Source organism: Ignavibacteriales bacterium, assembly GCA_026390815.1.
GTDB lineage: Bacteria > Bacteroidota > Ignavibacteria > Ignavibacteriales > SURF-24 > JAPLFH01.
On the sequence record JAPLFH010000006.1, the window covers coordinates 222,804 to 241,728 of the forward strand.

Below are 18,925 nucleotides of genomic sequence, written 5' to 3' on the forward strand. Positions count from 1 at the left end.
ATGTCGAATTTGAAAATTGGAATTATTGGTACAGGTCATTTAGGCAGACTTCATACAAAACTTTTTAAGGAAGTTACCGGCTGCCAGCTTGTTGGAATATTTGATAAAGATTTAGAAATGGCAAATGCTTGTGGAAAAGAATTTGATGTGAAGGTTTTTGAGAAACTTGATGACTTATTAAATGCGGTTGATGCTGTTTCGATAGTTGCAACAACCAGCGCTCATTATGAACTTGCAAAGAAATCATTGGAAGCAGACAAACATGTTTTTGTAGAGAAACCAATTACTGCCACAATTGAAGAAGCTGAGGAACTTGTTCTGATTTCATCTCAAAAAAGTTTAAATCTACAGGTGGGACACATTGAAAGATTCAATCCTGCTTTGCTTTCGCTTGAAAAATATCAACTGGATCCAAAATTCATTCAGACTGACAGACTTGCTCAATTTAATCCACGCGGTACCGATGTTGCTGTTGTATTGGATTTGATGATTCACGATATCGATATTATTTTAAGTCTGGTTAAAAGTGATGTTAGAAAAATTCACGCGAGTGGTGTTGCTGTAGTTTCGGATAATATTGATATTGCAAATGCAAGAATTGAATTTGAAAACGGCGCTGTGGCAAATGTAACTGCATCCAGAATTTCTCAAAAGAAAATGCGGAAGATGCGAATGTTCCAGAAGGATACTTACATCTCTCTCGATTTTACAACTGGTGCTTCGGAAGTTTACAGGCTTGCTTCTCCCGATGAACAGTTGAAAGAACCATTCGTTTCCTTTGGAGAAATGGGAATTGGTGATAAGAAAAAATTAGTTATTTATGAACAGCCGGAATTGAAAGAAGTTAATGCTCTTCAGTATGAACTGCAGCTATTTGTTGATTCGATCAACAAGAAGGAGAAACCAATTGTTACCGGTGCAGATGGATTGAAAGCTTTAAAGGTTGCAGAAACAATTATAATGGAAATAGAAAAATCAAAAATTAATTGATTAGTTGAAGTTAGCCGGATAAATGTGATACTATGAATAAAAATAAGTTTACTCTGATATGCGCAGTTCTAATGCTTGCAATTGGTTTTACCAGTTGTTCAGTATTCAATGCAATAAGAGATCTTGCAAATCTGAAATTCAAATTAGGCGCTGTCGGAAATTTTCAGATAAATGGAATAAGCATAACTAATAAATCAAAACTAAGCGATTTTACTGCAATAGATTTATTAAGATTATCGGCGGCATTCGCCAATAAAAAAATTCCGGTTACCTTTACTCTAAATGTAGAAGCTATGAATCCAAATTCAAATCAATCAACAGGAAATTCTGCAGTTTCGTTAACTAACTTTCCCTGGCGATTGATCATTGATGATAAACAAACAATTGTTGGCAACATTGGCTCTTCTGTTAATGTTCCGGGTGGTAATCAAAAAGCAATTATTCCTTTACAAATGCAGCTTGATTTGTTCCAATTCTTTGGAGATGGTGGATATGAAAAATTAATTAACATTGCTCTAAAACTTGGTGGGCAAAGCGGATCACCAACGAATGTAAAATTAATTGCTCAACCAACTATTGCTACACAGATAGGTAATATCACATATCCGGGAGAGTTGACTATTGTATCGTACGAGTATAGATGAAAAGTAAACTTAGAAATATTTACTAATATTTTAGGACGATTTATGGCTAAGCCAAATAAATATGCAATCGGAGTTGATCTTGGCGGTACTTCAATTAAAGTTGGAGTAGTTTCTAAGGAAGGGAAAATTCTTAAAAAAGTATCTTTAGATACATTAGCAGATGGCGGACCGGATATTGTCATTCATCAAATTAAAAAAGGGATTGATCTTTTACTGGAGGATTATAAAAAAGAAATTGTTGGAATTGGAATCGGGTCGCCCGGTGTTGTTTCGATAAAGAAAGGCACAGTTGAAAATCCGCCAAACTTGAGCAACTGGAAGAAAGTGCATCTTGGAAAAATTATTGAAAAAGAATATGACATTAAAACTGTTGTTGAAAATGATGCAAACGCTGCGGCAATTGGCGAATTAATTTTTGGCGCCGGCAAAGGTTTCTCTGATTTCATAATGATTACATTAGGCACCGGTGTTGGTGGTGGAATTATAATGAATCGCAAATTGTATCGTGGTGAAACTGGTGCAGCCGGGGAAATTGGACATATTACTATTGCGTATGATGGCAAACCTTGTAATTGTGGCGGTGTGGGCTGTGTTGAAGCTTATATTGGAAACAATTATATGATAGAACGGGTATCAAGGGAATTGCCGGATCATCCTGAATCTAAAATATTTGAATTGCTCGATAATAATTTGAATCACCTTACACCAAAAATTATTAACGATGCTGCGGTTTCCGGAGATGAATTTGCTAAATCGATAATTTTTGATACCGGTAAATACCTTGGTTATGCCTTGGCAACAGTAATTAATATTTTAGATATAAGTACAATAATTATCGGTGGTGGTGTTGCCGGCTTCGGTAAAATATTATTCGATTCAGTTGAAAAAACAACAAAGGAAAGGACATTAAAATGTTTTAAGGATAGAGTAAAGATTTATCCTGCAAAATTAAAAAATGAAGCCGGAATAAAGGGCGCTTCTGCATTGGTGTTTTATAAATCGTAATACAGAAATCAGGAGTAAGGAGACAGGAGTAAGAATAAAGCAATTTTTAACTTCTGACTTCTGACTTCTGACTTCTATCGTCTGACTTCTGAAATGATAAAAGTAATATTATATATCACAATTCTGCTCCCAGGTTTAATTCTCGCTCAGAAGCCTGATTCTATTTTTGTTAAACCTGATTCCGTTTCCTTTAACAACCTTCAAAAAGATTCGCTTGCAGTTTCCGATTCCACTAAAAGAAAAAAGAAACAGTTTGATGTAAATGCGGTTATCAACGCAACAGCTTCAGATTCCCTTATCTTCAAAGTGAAAGAAAAGAAGATGGAGCTTTATGGCAATGGTGAAATGAAGTACAAACAAACTGATCTGAAAAGTGCAAACATCATTGTTAATTTTCAAACAAATCAAATTGCTGCTTCAGGAGTGCCTGATACCGCCGATAAATCCGGGAAAAAACTAATGGGCACGCCGGTGCTTACTGAAGCAAGTGAAACCTATGAAGGAACTAATCTAACTTACAACTTCAAAACACAACAGGGATTTATTTCTCTTGCTAAGACTAAATCCGAAGGAACGTATTACGGCGGTTCTAAAGTAAAAAAAATGGATAAGGAAACATACTTTGTTCAGAATGGAATGTATACAACTTGCACAGATGATACTCCTCATTATAATTTTTACGCAAGCGAAATGAAAGTTATTATGAAAGAACAGATTATTGCTAAATGGATTTGGCTATACATCGGAGGTGTTCCTTTACCAATTCCACTTCCTTTCGGAGCGTTTCCTACTCAATCCGGCAGACGCTCCGGCATAATTGCACCAGCTTATGGCCAAAGTGAAAAGCAAGGTTGGTATCTTACACACCTTGGTTACTTTTGGGCAATGAGCGATTACATGGATTTGAACGGTACTATGGATTACTTCTTCAAAGGTGGCTTCAGTTTAAATAGCAGATTCAGATATGCAAAACGTTACTCATTGAGTGGAAGTATTGATGCAGGTTATAAAAATCTTCATTTCGGTGAAACCGGGGACCCGGGTTATAAGACACAAAGAGATTGGAGTTTATCTATAAACCATAACCAGGTAATCGATCCAACTATGCGACTGGATGCACATTTGACTTTTATGTCCTCGAAAAATTTTATCAATAATAACAGTATTAACTATGACGATCTGCTAACCCAGAATATTGTCTCTAGCGCAACACTTTTTAAAACTTGGGAAGAATCTGGTAACAGTTTGTCCCTAAGTTACAGCAGAAACCAATATCTTTCAACTGGACAAATAGATGAAATATTACCAAATCTTACTTTTACTCTTTCTCAATCATACCCTTTTAAACGGAAAGGAAAAGTTGATGCATCAGATCAAAAATGGTATGAACTATTAGGATATTCATACTCAGGACGGTTTTTGAACAGAAGAAATAAAACTGCCGGTAATTTAAATATCAGGGGCGGTATTCAGCACGATGTTGGCATTAGCGTTTCTCCCAAGATTGGCTACATCAATATATCACCTAGAGTTTCTTACACAGAAAGATGGTATAACAAACGAATTGAAAAATCGATTGGTCCGGTTCCGATTTATAATTCCGCAAATGTAATTACAGGATATAAAAATGATGTGATCTCTAAAGATATTAATGAAATTAATATGGTTCGTGATTTCGATTTTAGTATTTCGGCATCAACAAGATTGTATGGGATTATTCAACCAAATGCGTTAGGAATTGATGCTTTAAGACATACAATTACACCTTCAATTTCTTACAATTATACGCCCGATTTTTCCAAACCAAAATGGGGATACTACGATAGCTACAAAGACACAAACGGAAAGCAAATAAAATATAGCAAATTTGAAAAGGAAGTTTTTACCGGACCGGGTGAAGGCGAATCCCAAAGTTTAAGTTTTTCTGTCGGGAATATTTTTGAAATGAAAACCAAGAAAGATCCGACTGATACAACTTCCGAAGCTAAAAAAATCCAACTCCTTAATTTTGATGCTTCTGTTGGATATAATTTTGCGGCTGATAGTATGAGGCTTTCGGATTTACATTTAGGATACCGCACACAGGTAGCAGATTTTCTGAATTTTTCTGGTGGTTCTACTTATTCATTTTATGATTATGCACTGAATAAAAACGGTTCTTTGCAAAAAATTAATAAATTCTTAATTAATGAAAAAAAAGGATTGTTAAAGCTAACTAACTTCGACTTCTCAATATCTGCTTCACTATCAGGTGAAAAATTAAAGAGCAAGGAAACAAAGGAAGAAAAAAAGAAACTGGAAGAGAATGAGGTGACAAATAAGCAAAGTAATTATTCCGGTATTTACAATGAAGAAGATCCTGATTTTGAAATTCCGTGGGATGTTTCTCTTAGTTATAATTATAGATTTGATAATATTGGACATACAAAAAGTTCCAATGTAAACCTTAATTTGAATACAAATCTTACAAAGTCCTGGAAACTTTCTCTATCTGCTTACTATGATATTTTCAGAAAGGAATTTCAGGCTCCCCAAATAAATATTTACAAGGATTTACACTGCTGGGAATTGAAAATAACATGGAATCCTCTTGGCACTTATCGTGGTTACCGATTTGAGATAAGAATTAAAGCACCGCAATTGCAGGATATTAAAGTAACCCGAAGACGAGGGCAATTCCAGGGAGTTGGATATTGAAACGAATGATGATTGAAAATTACAAAATTATAAAATTGCAATATTGCAAAATTGATTTTGATTTCGACAACTAAACAATTTAACAATCGATGTCTTGAATAAACCGTTGATTTAAAACAGATAACAGAAGACATACAACTATATGAAAACGTACCTGATAGATGGCAATAATTTAATTGGCAAAATAAGATCATTGATGGACTTGCAATCAAAGGACAGGCAGGGTGTCCGCGAAAAACTTGCTTTTATGATTGACAATTATTTCACCGGGAAAAATGCTAAAGTATTACTCTTTTATGACGGTTATGAAAATCTCTTAATTCGTTCCACTAAATCAAAAATAATTTATTCACAAAAAAAAACCGCAGATGATGTAATTAAAAATCAAATTGGGAATTCCAAAAATCCAAGACAGATAGTTATGATTAGTTCAGACAATAATCTAATCCAATTTGCCAGTGTGTGCGGATGCGAAACTATTAAATCCGAAAAATTTGCTGCTGAAATTTCTGCTCATAAGAATCTTGATGATGAAGAGGATCGTGAAAGATCTATAGACAACAACGAAATTAAAAAATTATTTGGTGTATAAGAATTAAAGGGAAAAAGAATGAATTTCTTTAGTTATTTTTATCACCGGAAATTGTCCGGAATCTTGCTGCTGTTTATAATTATAATTTTATCATTAAACAATTATTCTTCTGCTCAAATGGAAAATTTAACAATCAAACAATTAAAAGAAAAAATAGAATCCCAGCTAAAAAATATTAAAGGTGATTATGCCGTGGCTTTTAAAAGTTTGGTAGATACTTCTGATGTTATCTTTATAAATGAAAATGAAAATTTTCATGCAGCAAGTACAATGAAAACCCCGGTTATGATTGAAGTATTTAAGCAGGCAGCTGAAGGGAAACTTAAATTAACTGATTCCATCCTTGTTAAAAATGAATTCAAAAGCCTGGCGGATGGAAGTTCTTTTAAATTAGATATTGATAGAGATGGTGGTGAATCTCTTTATAAATCGATTGGCGGAAAAATGTCTATTTACGATCTGGTTTATGATATGATAACTGTTAGCAGCAACTTAGCGACCAACATTTTAATAGAATTAGTTGAAGCTAAAAATGTTTCCAAAACAATGCGTCAACTCGGAGCAAATAAAATTAAGGTAATGCGTGGAGTTGAAGATATGAAGGCTTACGACCTTGGAATGAACAATACAACAACTGCCCTGGACCTATTGATCATTTTTGAAAAGATTGCAAATAGTGAAATAATTTCCGCCGAAGCTTGTAGAGAAATGATAAAAATTTTAGCTGACCAAAAATTTAATGAAGTTATTCCTGCCCATCTTCCAGGTAATATAAAAGTTGCGCATAAGACTGGATCAGTCGATGGAGTTCAGCATGATTCAGGAATAATAATTCTCCCTGACGGTGAAAAATATGTGCTTGTGCTTTTAACAAAGAATCTTGAAAGCAATAGCGAAGCGATAAAAGTTCTTGCTAATGTTTCCAAAGAAATTTACGACTATATAACAAATAAAAAATTGTAGTTTATATCTGCCATTTTCGAGGTTTTAATGTTGAGATTTTTATTCCTTTTTGTTTTACTTGTTAATCAATTTTCATATTCACAGGAACATATTTCTGTTCATCAAAGAGATAAAGAACAATTCGGTCAAAAAGAAAAACCAATTGTTTCGGTTGATGAAAGTAGAGAAGAGATAATACCTTTGGTAATAAAAAGTACAACATCGTTGAATAAATCTGTGTTTGGATTTCTACCTGATTGGGAATACCCAACCGCTAAATTTAATTTGAGATATGATCTTCTTACACACATAGCTGCTTTCGATTTTGCCGTTAGCAGCAGTGGAGTTATCAGCAATCCTTCCGGATGGCCCTGGACTGATGTTATAAATACTGCCCACACCAATGGTGTTAAAATTATAATGGCAATAACAAATTTTAATAAAGATGGTATCAGAACAATTCTTACTAATACAACAGTTAAAAACACATTTTTTGCTAATATAAAAACAAAGATACAAACTTATAATCTTGATGGTGTCAATATCGACTTTGAGGGACCATACACCGCAGACCGTGGTAGTTTGATGAATGGATTTATGGCTGATTTAACAAATTATGTTCACACAAATTTACCTGGTAAAGAAGTTTCTTTTGATGGACCAGTTGTAAATTGGAGTGGATGGGATTTTGTTGGATTAGCAAATTCCTGTGATTATATATTTATAATGGGCTACGATTTTAATGGTAGTTGGAGTACTACTACCGGTCCAAGTTCACCTTTAAGCGGTGGAACTTATAATGTCGGTAACTCATTAACTTCAACAAGCTGGGGATATGGAAATGTGGTTGCCTCTAATCCCGGTAAATTGATTTTAGGAATTCCATATTATGGTGATCATTGGACAACACAAACAAGCGCAGCTAATTCAACTGTTATAAGTTTTATAAGTTCAACCAGGTTTAAGGATGATTATTTAAATTCTTTAACCTATGGTAGAATCTGGCAGAGTTCTTACCAGGTGCCATGGTATCGATATCAACAAAGCAGTACGTGGCACCAGAAATGGTACGATGATGATCAGAGTCTTGGATTAAAATATGATCAGGCAATTTCTAAAAGCCTTAAAGGTGTTGGAATGTGGGCGCTTGGTTATGATGGAACTCGCCAGGAACTTTGGGATCTTTTACGAAATCGATTTTACTCTGAAGTTCCAGTTGAGTTCACTTCTTTTTCAGCTATTCAAAACGAAACCAAAATAAAATTGAGTTGGACCACCGCTACTGAAACAAATAATATGGGATTTGAAATTCTGAGAACAATAGCTGAAGAAGAACCGGCTTGGGAAAAAGTAGGATTTATAAACGGACACGGAACTACTACTGAACCTTCAAACTATGTTTTTTATAATGATATTAGTGATGTAAATTCAAAAAAAGTTAATTACAGGTTAAAACAAATCGATACAAATGGAAGCTATAATTACTCAGATATAATTGAAGTTGAATTAACTCCGTTTAAATTCTATCTATCGCAAAACTTTCCAAATCCTTTCAATCCAGCTACAAGAATAGATTTTCAATTGCCAACAGATGAATTTATTTCAATCAAAGTTTTTGATCTTTTAGGAAACGATGTTGAAAATCTTTATGAGGGAATGATGAATTCAGGTTTTCATAGATTTAATATTGATGGAAGTAAATTAACCACCGGAGTATATTTCTATAAACTTTCATCTAAGAATTTTAATGAAGTAAAAAAGATGATGTTAGTACGATAGGAAAATTTAACTTATGCAAAAGTATTAAATCAAAATTTTAATACCTGGCGATTCAATAACTGAAGAGTTCAGAACTTCAGACTTCCTTTCAGATTTCAATATTATTCCTGTCCTTTCAGAACTTATGATCTTGACATGAATAAAAAAGGATTAAAATAGTTTATCAATTACGATTATTTATAATAGTAATTGAATCTTTAATTTTTTGTTTTCCACCTCAGGATATAATTCCTGATGTTACGGAAATTGAAATTATTAGGAGAATTAAAATGAATAGCTTTATAAAATTATTAAGTGCAATAATAGTAATGAGTAATTTAATTCTTGCTCAAGAGTTATCATTAAAATTATTATTCGACAAGAAAACATTTTTAAGATATGAACAGGTAGAATTTTTAATGGAATTAAGAAATACCGGAAATGAAGAATGCTTAATTGAAGGAAATATTTTAGGTAGAGAGGATACAAGGATTGATATAATAGTATTAGATGAAAATGGAAAAATACTTCTGCCTACTTTAAACGCTGGTGGACATTCATTATCTACAAATACTTTTTTTAAATTACCTTCAGGGGAAAGCATATATGAAAAGATAAATTTATCATCTTGGTATGGAAATGAAAAATTTGGGAAGATTGTAATCAATCGATTCGAACCCTATTCATTTTTACAAGGGAAATATTCTGTTAAAATAAAATATAATTATATGTATTTGGACTTAAATAAAAGTTTGCAAAGAAAAGAATTTTGTTCTGATATTGTAACATTTTCGGTCGTTAAACCAAAAAATTCCCAAGATATTACAGTATTAAATAAACTTAATGAATTACGAAAAAAAGACGAATTGATTTATAAATACGAGGAAGAAGTTAAAAACTTACGAAAGGAATATATTAATATTATTGATGAATTTCCTAATACAAATTATTTTTTATCTGTTTATAATAACCTCATCGATGCTTATCATATAGAAAAATTTAATGACATTCCAGAGAAAATACTATGGAATTTATTAAAACGATTCCCTAATGCACCCTTGACTTATTATGCCGTTTCGTGTTATAAAACGTACTATAAGAATTTTTACCACTCAGAAAAATTTCAATCAAAGATTAGCAAGTTCGTAAAAAAAGTAATTGATAAAAATGAAGTGATCAAAAAAAAATAGAGTTTCATTAAAGCAACTATTATCAAAATAAAAACAATAAGAAATATTTTATAGTATGTTTCTGTCCTGTCAGTTCGTTAATAGCGAATAATTTTCTTGACAGGAATAAAATGGTTAAAATTGTTTATCAATTACAATTATTTTTTATGATAGTAATAGGGTCGCTTATTTTTTGTTTCCCACGTCAGGAGATAACTCCTGAAGTAAATTTATTTTAGTTTGAGATGGAAATTATGAAAAATAAAATTTATGCAACTACACTTATAATGCTTTTTATTGTAAATAGTGTATTCGCACAGAATAATTTTGGTCAGAAAGATTCGATTAGGTACAGCCAAATTGGTATCGCTGGGGGATTGCAGTTAAAAAATGAAAAAGTAAAAGATATAAATCCACTTGCTGGATTATTGGTTGAGGTACCATTAAGCTATAATTGGTCATTGCCTTTTGAAGTATTCTTGTGGAACATTTTTGATCATCAAGGACACGAAAGAAGATGGGTCGGTAGGTTAGCAATATCAGCAAAATATAAAACAAATTATGACTTTCCTCTAAATCTGTATTTACAAAGTGGGGCAGGAATTGCTTCATATTTATATCCTCCAATTTTTTCCATACACTATGGAATAGGTTTAGAATATAGGGTAACACCCTCATATACTATAAACAGCGATGCAAGAGTACTCTCGGGTATAGCAGATGGTGGAGGAAAAATTTTAACTACACCTTTAATAATTACGTTTGGAATTAAATTTAGTCAATAAATTTTCCTATCCTGATAGCACTTAAACAAGATGTACATTCAAAATGAATAAAAATATTGGTAAACTTATTACACTTATGGTATTATTAACGAGCTACTTTACTTATGGTGAAATTCCACAAAAACACTTTAATAATGACTCTGATAGTCTTTATTTCCAAAATATGTCAACGACCACATAATTCCGTAGATACAGTTAAAATCACTTTAACAGAAAAACAATATGGAATTTCTATTAAAGGTGGAATAAAATTGAGAGATAAACATGATTATGATATTAAATCCGGACCTAATTTAGGCTTACAATTTTATGTACCAATTGACAACGGCTGGAGTATTCAACACGAGTTAGATTATTAGAAGGCAAATTATGGTAGAGATGTGGAAACGGGGTGATGTTTATTCTATCGGATGTATTATTTCCATTGTTGCAAATATTGAAAGTGAAAAATTTGTTTCAAGATTTTAAATTACCAACAGAGCAAAATGTGGAGTTGAAATTATTTGATATACTTGGTAGTGAAGTGAAGACCATATTAAATGAACTCATGCCTGCCGGATTTCAATCTGTTGTTTTAACAACAACTGAATTAACCTCAGGTGTATATTTGTACAGGTTAAAGGCAGGCAATTTTACTGAAATTAAAAAAATGGTAGTTGCCAAGTAGGTTAGAATATTATTTTAAACAGTTTCAATTGTAAATACGCTCCAAGTAAACCAAACAAAGAGATATAGTTAAAGCTGAGTTTTAGAAAATTGAGATTGTAAATAAATTCATTACTTTAAAAGTAACTTTCCAATTTAAACATTATTTCTCCACTCTCTTCTTGATTGTGTGTTCTGTTCTTTTCGTAGTGTAATAATAATGAGAAGGCTCACCAAAAATAATCCCAGGTATGAAGTAATATCCCTTATTTCAGAATGCATATGATAATTTTTTATTTGAATCATATTAGAAGTAATAAATCTTCCTTGAACGGAAATTATACCTGATTGCCTGAAATCTTTGTTAAATATTTCTATTCTTTCATTGGCAAACGTGATTATCTCAGATTGTTTATCAGAGTCTTGAATATAAGCCCTGTCAAGTTCAATGTATTTACCAACTCGATTATCATAATTGCGCAATGTTTTTACGTAATGATTATCTGCTGATTCAATAGAATTAACAAAGAAGAATGGAAGAAGTAAATAAATAGAAGTCCAAATAAGCAAGTGCTATGCAGTATAATCTAAAATTGTAGAAATTTATATTCGGTAAAATGATATGAACTGCTCTCTGGAACAACCATGGAATATCAGGTATAATTGCGCCTAAATAGATCCACAAGAAATCTGCTTTTTTAATAAATGTCCGTGTTGTAATTCCATTTACTGCTAAGTGTGCTAACGTATCTGGCATTGTTGAATATATTTTTCTTGCATATCACTAAATACACAATATTTTTCATTCTACATTCTACATTCTACATTCTACATTCTACATTCTACATTCTACATTCTACATTCTACATTCTACATTAATAATTTTACACTTGTGTAGTTTGCTTCAAAAATAATTTTTGCAATTCCTTAGCCTTGCGATTTTTCCAGACACCTTTGTGGTAAGCATACCCTGCCACAAGCGGCATAGCAATCGTAGCCTCGGAATAAACCATCTGCTCAAAGGTAGTTTCTACTTTTCCCCACGAACTGGCTTCTTTTAATGTTGAAGAGGAAAGGGCTCCATCTCTAACATCTGCAACTGTAATTTGGATGGCGTACTTGTGCATCGGTGCATCATCCTGAAGCAGGTCCGCCGCAACAACAATATCCTGTGTAAAGTTTTTAGGTACACCACCACCGATCATAAAGATTCCGGTTTCCTTTGAATGTAATTTAATTTGAGTAAGTTCAAGAAAATCTTTTGCAGAATCGATTGAAACATGTTTATCCGGATTTTTGGTTTGATGCATTACAAATCCAAAACCTGCTGAACAATCTGAGAAAGCAGGAACAAAGATCGGGACATTCTTTTTATAAGCTGTATAAACAACGCTGTCATCAACTTTAGGTCCACCGTTCATCTCTAAATATTTTCCAAACTCCCAAAGAAGTTCTCTGGACGAATATGGGCGCTGTTCTAATGTATCCAGAATTTTTGCAGTAGTTTCATCGCAAATTCTTAATTCATCTTCATCAATGAATGTATCATAAATTCTATCAATATGAAGATCGCGAAGTTGGTTATCATCGCTAAATGGTGTACCGATGTAATGTTTGAAACCGAGGGCTTCAAAAAAATCCTGATCAACCATTATGGCGCCGGTGGAAACTATTGCATCAACCATATTATTTGTTATAAGATCGTAAACGACTTTCTTTAATCCTGCACTGAATAAACTTCCAGCAAGCGTAAGAATAACTGTGCAATCTTTATCGATCAACATTCTTTCATAAATCTTAGCTGCACGATTCAAATCTCTTGCAGTAAAAGCCATTTTTTCCATAGCATCCACAAAAGGAACAACATTATAACTCTTTATGTCTATGTGTTGAATAATTTCTTTTAATAATTCTTTTTTGTCAGCCATTTTTATTTCACTCCAATTTTAATTTTCTGTTCAAAATATAAAAAAACAAATGATGAAAGAACAAAGAAATAAGTTATTAGTTTCCAATCACAAATATTAATTTCTGTTTCCTTCATTATACATTATAAATTTTTAATTCTACATTAAAATACCTTCTTCGCCAATTTTAAAATTCCTTGCTTCCACGGAACGCGATGAGAAATACCTGATTGGTTTTTGAACGAGTCTAGATTATCCAAATACCATTTGTAATTTCGAATCAATGCATCTTTGTTGGAGTACTTTGGTTTATAACCAAGAATCTTCTCAGCTTTTTCAATCGATACGAATGAATCTTTGGAAGCAGTTTCATAAACCCATTTATAAAGAGGGGAGAGTTTCAATGCTTCCAATAATCTTAAAGTAATTATGATCGGCTTTTCAGGAAGCGGTTTAATCTTTTTGCCAAAGCCAGCGTAATCAAGTACTGCCTGGTAGTCTTCTTTCATTGTTGTGAATTGTTTTGCACCAACGTTGAAAGTATCGTTCACAGTTTTTTCATCAAGAGTGCAACACAAATAGGTTGCTCTGCATAAATCTTCAACATCTAAAAGCTGGTAGCGATTCTTTCCGCTGCCAATCATTGGAAAACCATGTTTTTCATTTGCCCAATCATAAAACAATGCAAATACACCAAGACGTTCTGGACCTATGAATGACTTGGGTCTTAAGATTGGTACACACATTCCTTTCTTTCGGAATTCCAAACAAACTTCTTCAGCCTGTATTTTGGCTTGACCATAATAACCCACACCATCAAGTTTATCATTTTCGTAAAGTGGATGATGATTGGGGATTCCGTAAACTGCGGTTGATGAAATATGAACGAATCTTTTAATCCTATATTTTTCAGCCGCTTCCAAAAGAATTCTTGTTCCTGTAACATCGGTAGAAAATATTTCTTCCTTTGTATAAAGTGGTAAAGCCGCTGCAGTATGTATAACAATATCAATATTCTTCATAACATTGCCAACAACGTTTGGATCGCGAATATCTCCAATAATTATTGAAACTTTATTCTTAACATCTTTATAATCAAATTCCGCAATATCCAAAGATGTAATCTTATGCCCTTCATTTAGAAGAAAACGAATAAGATTGATGCCTAAAAATCCCGCACCACCTGTAATAAGAAAATTCATTAATCCCTCGCTTAAAAGATTTGTGGTAAAAATAACTAAAATAGTTCTACAACAGAAATAAATAAGAAAATTGAAATAATTTGTTAATTGAAAATGCAGTTACAATACCATAATTTTTTGGTAAAGAATTTTGCGGATACTGTGGATTATACTTTAGAAAAAAAAATAGAATATAAAATAGCGGTTGGAAGTATAGCATGCTCGCTATTATTGCATCTTTTGTGTGTGGTAATAGCTATAATAATCTTTAAACTAACTGATAAAGATTTGGTGCAATCCGGATATGTGGTTGTAAATACTTTGAAAGGAACATATTTAAAACAGCAAAATAATAAAGAGGTAGTTAGAGTCGATCATGCAACTGATGATAATCTTAAATCTGGTGAAAAAACAGAGTCACAGGAAAATAATTCACCAACTTCATATTTTTCAAATATTGAATCTGCAGGTTTAGATTCTACAAATCTTGAGCAGGTTTATAAAGAACATACACTCAATGTTCGATTGAAATACCCTGTTGGCTGGATCTATATCGATCAGCAACGGAAAAGCAAGTTAGATGGAATAACTTTTTGGTCTACAGACAATTCCTTTGATCCTCCACCATACATTCATATCGAAGTTGTAGATAAATATATGTTCAATCCAACGAGATATAAATTTACCCACAAATTCAAAACATTCGAGGGTTTTTATAATGAACCAGAAGAAATGGAAACGCAAATAACACAGCAAATTTACATCAAAACAAATGATGAAAAGGACTTTATTATTAAACTTATAATGAATGGACGAGAAAATTTTAAGAAATTTCAACCAATTTTCTTTGCGATGGTAGATTCTTTTCAGTTTGGGAATTCCTTTTTGTTTTAATCGTAAACCGTATTATTGCATCCATTTCAACATATCAGATTTTCCAGTAATTATATTTCTTGACTTTCTGCCTTGTTGGCGTTAATTTTAAGGACTTTTTTATTAAAAACATTTGATTCCGGAGGATATTTTCGTGAAGCAAGAGAAAATGACAAGGTTTATTAGAACCGAAGATGCTAACAAGAATTGGTTTATTGTTGATGCTAAGGATCAGGTTCTTGGAAGATTGGCTGCAAAAGTAGCCAGAGTAATTAGAGGAAAAGAGAAAGTTATATTTACACCTAATGCCGATACTGGTGATTATGTGATTATTATAAATGCTGATAAGATCCAGTTAACTGGAAAACGACCAACACTAAAAACTTATTTCCATTATTCTGGTTACCCAGGTGGTGGAAAAATAAGAAGCTTTTCCAACCTTGTTGGTTCAAATCCACAATTTGTTATAGAACATGCCGTTAAAGGTATGTTACCTAAAAGCAGATTAGGGAAAAAACTTATTAAAAAATTAAAAGTATATTCTGGCGAAACTCATCCACACGAAGCCCAGAAACCAGAATTATTAAGTATTTAACGGAGAGTTAATTTAATGATAGATAAAATTTTTGTTGGTAGAAGAAAAAGTTCTGTAGCTCGTGTAATACTTAGAGCAGGCGATGGAAAATTTATTATAAACGATAGAGAATTTGAACAAGCTTTTCCCTTACAAACTCATCGGGATGACATTATTTCTCCATTAAGAGTAACAGATACCTTTGGCAAATATGATGTAATTGTAAATGTGAGAGGTGGAGGATACACTGGTCAATCTCAAGCAATTAGATTAGGTATTGCCCGTGCATTGGAAGATAGCAATCCTGATTTCAGAACAAATTTGAAATCTGAAGGTTATTTAACAAGAGATCCTCGTATGGTTGAAAGAAAGAAATACGGAAGACCTAAAGCGAGAAAAAGATTCCAATTCTCTAAGAGATAAAACTTATTTATTAACATTCATACTTTTGGATTTACCGGCTGTGCCGTAGTGTAACTAAATGCAGCTATGGTTTAAGGTAAAGTTGAAAAAAGTAGAAGCAAAACAGGAAAGAAAAATGAAAAAACTAGAACTCACCGAACTTATTGAAGCGGGTGCTCATTTTGGGCACTTAACACGTCGTTGGAATCCTAAGATGAAACCATATATTTTTATGGAGAAAAATGGGATTCACATCATCGATCTTAAAAAAACAAAAACACTTTTAACTGATGCTGCACAGAAATTATCCGATGTTGTTGCTGAAGGAAAAAGAGTTTTATTTGTTGGAACGAAGAAGCAAGCTAAACATATTATTTCAGTTGAAGCTAAACGCTGTGAACAGAACTGGGTTAGTGAAAGATGGTTAGGCGGAATGCTTACTAACTTTTCCACTATACGCAAAAGTGTAAAGCGATTAACCAATATCGATAAAATGGAAAATGATGGAACATTCGAAAAGATTACTAAGAAAGAAAGATTGTTCCTTACAAGAGAAAAAGATAAACTAAGAAAAGTTCTGGATGGCGTAGAAACAATGACAAAACTTCCAGGTGCTTTGTTTATAGTTGATATTAAAAAAGAATCTATTGCAGTTGCAGAAGCAAAACGTCTTAATATTCCTGTCTTTGCGATTGTAGATACTAACTGCGATCCTGATTTGATTGATTATATTGTTCCTGCAAATGATGATGCGGTAAAAACAATTGATGTAATTTCTAAAGTAATGGCTGATGCTGTTGTTGATGGTTTAGGAAGAGCAAAAGAAGTGCGCGCCCTGGAAGTTGCTGAAAAAGAAAGACAAAAAAAAGAACGGGATGATGAAGAAAAATTAGTAAAAGAAGCAAGAGCTGCAAAAAAAGTACAAGCTAAAGAATTAGCTCAAAAAGCAATTGAACAATCTGCCCTGGAAAAAGCAGCTCAGGAAAAAGCAGCTCAGGAAAAAGCAGCTCAGGATAAAGCAGCTCAGGATAAAGCAGCTCAGGATAAAGCAGAAAATAAAGAAACAGAAAAAAAATAAGGTTGATTATGGCGATTAGTGCAGAACAAGTAAAATTATTAAGAGATAAAACTGGCGCAGGTATGATGGACTGTAAAAAAGCCCTTACCGAAGCTGATGGTGATTTTGATAAAGCGATTGATGTCTTACGAAAAAAAGGCGCTGCTGTTGCTACAAAAAGAGCAGAAAGAACTACTAATGAAGGAATTGTACTTACCAATATTTCAGAAGATAAAAAAACTGCTTATATGGTTGAAGTAAATTGCGAAACTGATTTCGTTGCTAAAAGCGATGACTTTATTCATTTTGCAAATTTAGCTCTTGAAGCAATTATTAACCATCAACCAAAAAATGTTGAAGAATTACTTGCATTAACTCAGAATGGAAAAGTGATTAATCAGGAATTGGAAAGTTTAATTGGAAAGATTGGGGAGAAGATCGCTGTTTCCAGATTCATAATTGAAAATTCTAAGAATGGAGCTTTAGTTGATTACATTCATCATGGTTCTAAACTTGGTGTTTTAGTACGCGTAGATGAAATTGCTAATGAGGGACTTGATGAAATGCATAACATCGAAAAAGATGTTGCAATGCAAGTTGCCGCAATGAAACCATTTTTTGTTTACCGGGAAGAAGTTCCAAAAGATGTTATTGATAAAGAAATTGACATTTATAAAGAGCTATCTAGAAAAGAAGGTAAGCCAGAACAATTACTTGAGAAAATAGCTGTTGGAAAACTAAATAAATACTACCAGGAAAATTGCTTATTCGAGCAGGCATTTATTAAGGATAACACCAAAACAATCAGTGATCTGTTTAAGGAATTCAACAAAAAATATTCTTCCAACGCAAAGCTGGTTCTCTTCCACAGGTATCATCTTAGTGACGAGAAAAAATAAATTTTTTAAAAAAGGTCTTTCAACAAGACCTTTTTTTTTATTAATTTGAAAGCCAAATTATGACACAACTAAAATATAAACGACTTCTTCTAAAACTCAGTGGTGAATCATTGATGGGTAAACGCGGACACGGGATTGATCCGGATGTCCTCGATTTTTATTCAACTGAAATAAAAAAAGTTCACCAGATTGGCGTGCAGGTTGGGATTGTAATTGGAGGCGGGAACATTTATAGAGGGCTAAATGCTGGCGAACAGGGTATAGACCGAGTAACAGGTGATCAAATGGGAATGATTGCAACTGTTATAAATTCACTTGCTTTGCAAAACGCCTGCGAACACAAAGAAATGTTTACCAGACTTTTAAGTGCAATTCATATGGAAGAGATAGCAGAACCATACATAAGACGCCGAGCTATCAGACATCTTGAAAAAGGAAGAATAGTAATCTTTGGTGCAGGAACCGGACATCCATATTTTAGTACGGATACCGCAGCAGCTTTAAGAGCAGTTGAAATTGAAGCAGAAGTTATTTTAAAAGGAACCCGCGTAGATGGTATATTTGATTCAGATCCGGAAAAAAATCCAAACGCAATAAAGTATGATCAGATTCCTTATTTGGATGTTTTAAAAAAACGATTAGGAATAATGGATTTAACAGCAATCAGTCTTTGCCAAGAAAATAATCTTCCAATTGTAGTTTTCAATATGAATAAACCCGACAACTTATTAAAGTTAGTAATGGGAGAAAATAATGGAACTAAAGTTGGGAATTTCTAAAATACAGGAATCAATTAATTCATAAA

20 protein-coding genes are annotated in these 18,925 nt (G+C 33.0%); 17 read left to right on the forward strand and 3 right to left on the reverse strand.

The features are described 5' to 3' along the window. From NTX22_02095 to NTX22_02145, 11 genes are all read left to right on the forward strand, one after another. Nucleotides 1-990 carry a Gfo/Idh/MocA family oxidoreductase gene (locus NTX22_02095; protein MCX6149298.1) on the forward strand — a complete coding sequence of 330 codons (990 nt, stop codon included), beginning with the start codon at nucleotides 1-3 and terminating at the stop codon, nucleotides 988-990. Nucleotides 991-1,022: 32 nt separating this feature from the next. Next, the gene (locus NTX22_02100) at nucleotides 1,023-1,634 is read left to right on the forward strand and encodes a hypothetical protein (GenBank protein ID MCX6149299.1); all 612 of its coding nucleotides are present in this window, start codon (nucleotides 1,023-1,025) and stop codon (nucleotides 1,632-1,634) included. A gap of 42 nt (nucleotides 1,635-1,676) precedes the next feature. Next, entirely contained in the window at nucleotides 1,677-2,639 is a 963-nt protein-coding gene (locus tag NTX22_02105; GenBank protein MCX6149300.1) for an ROK family protein, read from the forward strand. Between the two features lie 93 nt (nucleotides 2,640-2,732). Further along, on the forward strand, nucleotides 2,733-5,336 hold the full coding sequence (locus tag NTX22_02110) for a putative LPS assembly protein LptD (GenBank protein ID MCX6149301.1): 2,604 nt from the start codon (nucleotides 2,733-2,735) through the stop codon (nucleotides 5,334-5,336). A 142-nt stretch (nucleotides 5,337-5,478) separates the two neighbouring features. Next, nucleotides 5,479-5,928 (forward strand): NYN domain-containing protein, encoded by a 450-nt coding sequence (locus NTX22_02115; protein ID MCX6149302.1) that lies wholly within the window; start codon nucleotides 5,479-5,481, stop codon nucleotides 5,926-5,928. An 18-nt stretch (nucleotides 5,929-5,946) separates the two neighbouring features. Continuing rightward, entirely contained in the window at nucleotides 5,947-6,891 is a 945-nt protein-coding gene (locus NTX22_02120) for a class A beta-lactamase-related serine hydrolase (GenBank protein ID MCX6149303.1), read from the forward strand. 27 nt (nucleotides 6,892-6,918) lie between these two features. Then, on the forward strand, nucleotides 6,919-8,649 hold the full coding sequence (locus NTX22_02125; protein MCX6149304.1) for a glycosyl hydrolase family 18 protein: 1,731 nt from the start codon (nucleotides 6,919-6,921) through the stop codon (nucleotides 8,647-8,649). Nucleotides 8,650-8,918: 269 nt separating this feature from the next. Beyond that, nucleotides 8,919-9,818: a hypothetical protein gene (locus tag NTX22_02130; protein ID MCX6149305.1), complete on the forward strand. Its 900-nt coding sequence runs from the start codon at nucleotides 8,919-8,921 to the stop codon at nucleotides 9,816-9,818. 233 nt (nucleotides 9,819-10,051) lie between these two features. Beyond that, nucleotides 10,052-10,582, forward strand: coding sequence for a hypothetical protein (locus NTX22_02135; protein ID MCX6149306.1), 531 nt, complete (start codon nucleotides 10,052-10,054; stop codon nucleotides 10,580-10,582). 104 nt (nucleotides 10,583-10,686) lie between these two features. Then, a complete protein-coding gene (locus NTX22_02140; protein MCX6149307.1) occupies nucleotides 10,687-10,941 on the forward strand; it encodes a hypothetical protein in 255 nt (84 codons plus the stop codon). 35 nt (nucleotides 10,942-10,976) lie between these two features. After that, entirely contained in the window at nucleotides 10,977-11,249 is a 273-nt protein-coding gene (locus NTX22_02145) for a T9SS type A sorting domain-containing protein (GenBank protein MCX6149308.1), read from the forward strand. A gap of 134 nt (nucleotides 11,250-11,383) precedes the next feature. Here NTX22_02145 and NTX22_02150 read toward each other — a convergent pair whose 3' ends face one another. The 3 genes from NTX22_02150 to NTX22_02160 form a co-directional block, all read right to left on the reverse strand. Further along, on the reverse strand, nucleotides 11,384-11,797 hold the full coding sequence (locus NTX22_02150) for a hypothetical protein (GenBank protein MCX6149309.1): 414 nt from the start codon (nucleotides 11,795-11,797) through the stop codon (nucleotides 11,384-11,386). A gap of 314 nt (nucleotides 11,798-12,111) precedes the next feature. Further along, nucleotides 12,112-13,155, reverse strand: a complete 1,044-nt coding sequence (locus tag NTX22_02155; GenBank protein MCX6149310.1) for a deoxyhypusine synthase — start codon at nucleotides 13,153-13,155, stop codon at nucleotides 12,112-12,114. A gap of 143 nt (nucleotides 13,156-13,298) precedes the next feature. Further along, the gene (locus NTX22_02160; GenBank protein ID MCX6149311.1) at nucleotides 13,299-14,336 is read right to left on the reverse strand and encodes an NAD-dependent epimerase/dehydratase family protein; all 1,038 of its coding nucleotides are present in this window, start codon (nucleotides 14,334-14,336) and stop codon (nucleotides 13,299-13,301) included. Between the two features lie 93 nt (nucleotides 14,337-14,429). Here NTX22_02160 and NTX22_02165 point away from each other — a divergent pair, with 93 nt between their 5' ends. The 6 genes from NTX22_02165 to pyrH all read left to right on the forward strand — a co-directional run bounded on the left by NTX22_02165 (nucleotide 14,430) and on the right by pyrH (nucleotide 18,899). After that, complete coding sequence (locus NTX22_02165; GenBank protein ID MCX6149312.1) at nucleotides 14,430-15,209, forward strand: hypothetical protein; 780 nt, start codon at nucleotides 14,430-14,432, stop codon at nucleotides 15,207-15,209. Nucleotides 15,210-15,357: 148 nt separating this feature from the next. Next, nucleotides 15,358-15,783: a 50S ribosomal protein L13 gene (rplM, locus tag NTX22_02170; protein MCX6149313.1), complete on the forward strand. Its 426-nt coding sequence runs from the start codon at nucleotides 15,358-15,360 to the stop codon at nucleotides 15,781-15,783. Between the two features lie 15 nt (nucleotides 15,784-15,798). After that, complete coding sequence (rpsI, locus tag NTX22_02175; protein MCX6149314.1) at nucleotides 15,799-16,185, forward strand: 30S ribosomal protein S9; 387 nt, start codon at nucleotides 15,799-15,801, stop codon at nucleotides 16,183-16,185. Nucleotides 16,186-16,300: 115 nt separating this feature from the next. Next, complete coding sequence (gene rpsB, locus NTX22_02180) at nucleotides 16,301-17,242, forward strand: 30S ribosomal protein S2 (GenBank protein ID MCX6149315.1); 942 nt, start codon at nucleotides 16,301-16,303, stop codon at nucleotides 17,240-17,242. 8 nt (nucleotides 17,243-17,250) lie between these two features. Continuing rightward, nucleotides 17,251-18,120, forward strand: a complete 870-nt coding sequence (gene tsf / locus NTX22_02185; GenBank protein ID MCX6149316.1) for a translation elongation factor Ts — start codon at nucleotides 17,251-17,253, stop codon at nucleotides 18,118-18,120. Nucleotides 18,121-18,179: 59 nt separating this feature from the next. Next, a complete protein-coding gene (pyrH, locus tag NTX22_02190; protein ID MCX6149317.1) occupies nucleotides 18,180-18,899 on the forward strand; it encodes a UMP kinase in 720 nt (239 codons plus the stop codon). Nucleotides 18,900-18,925: the final 26 nt, after the last annotated feature.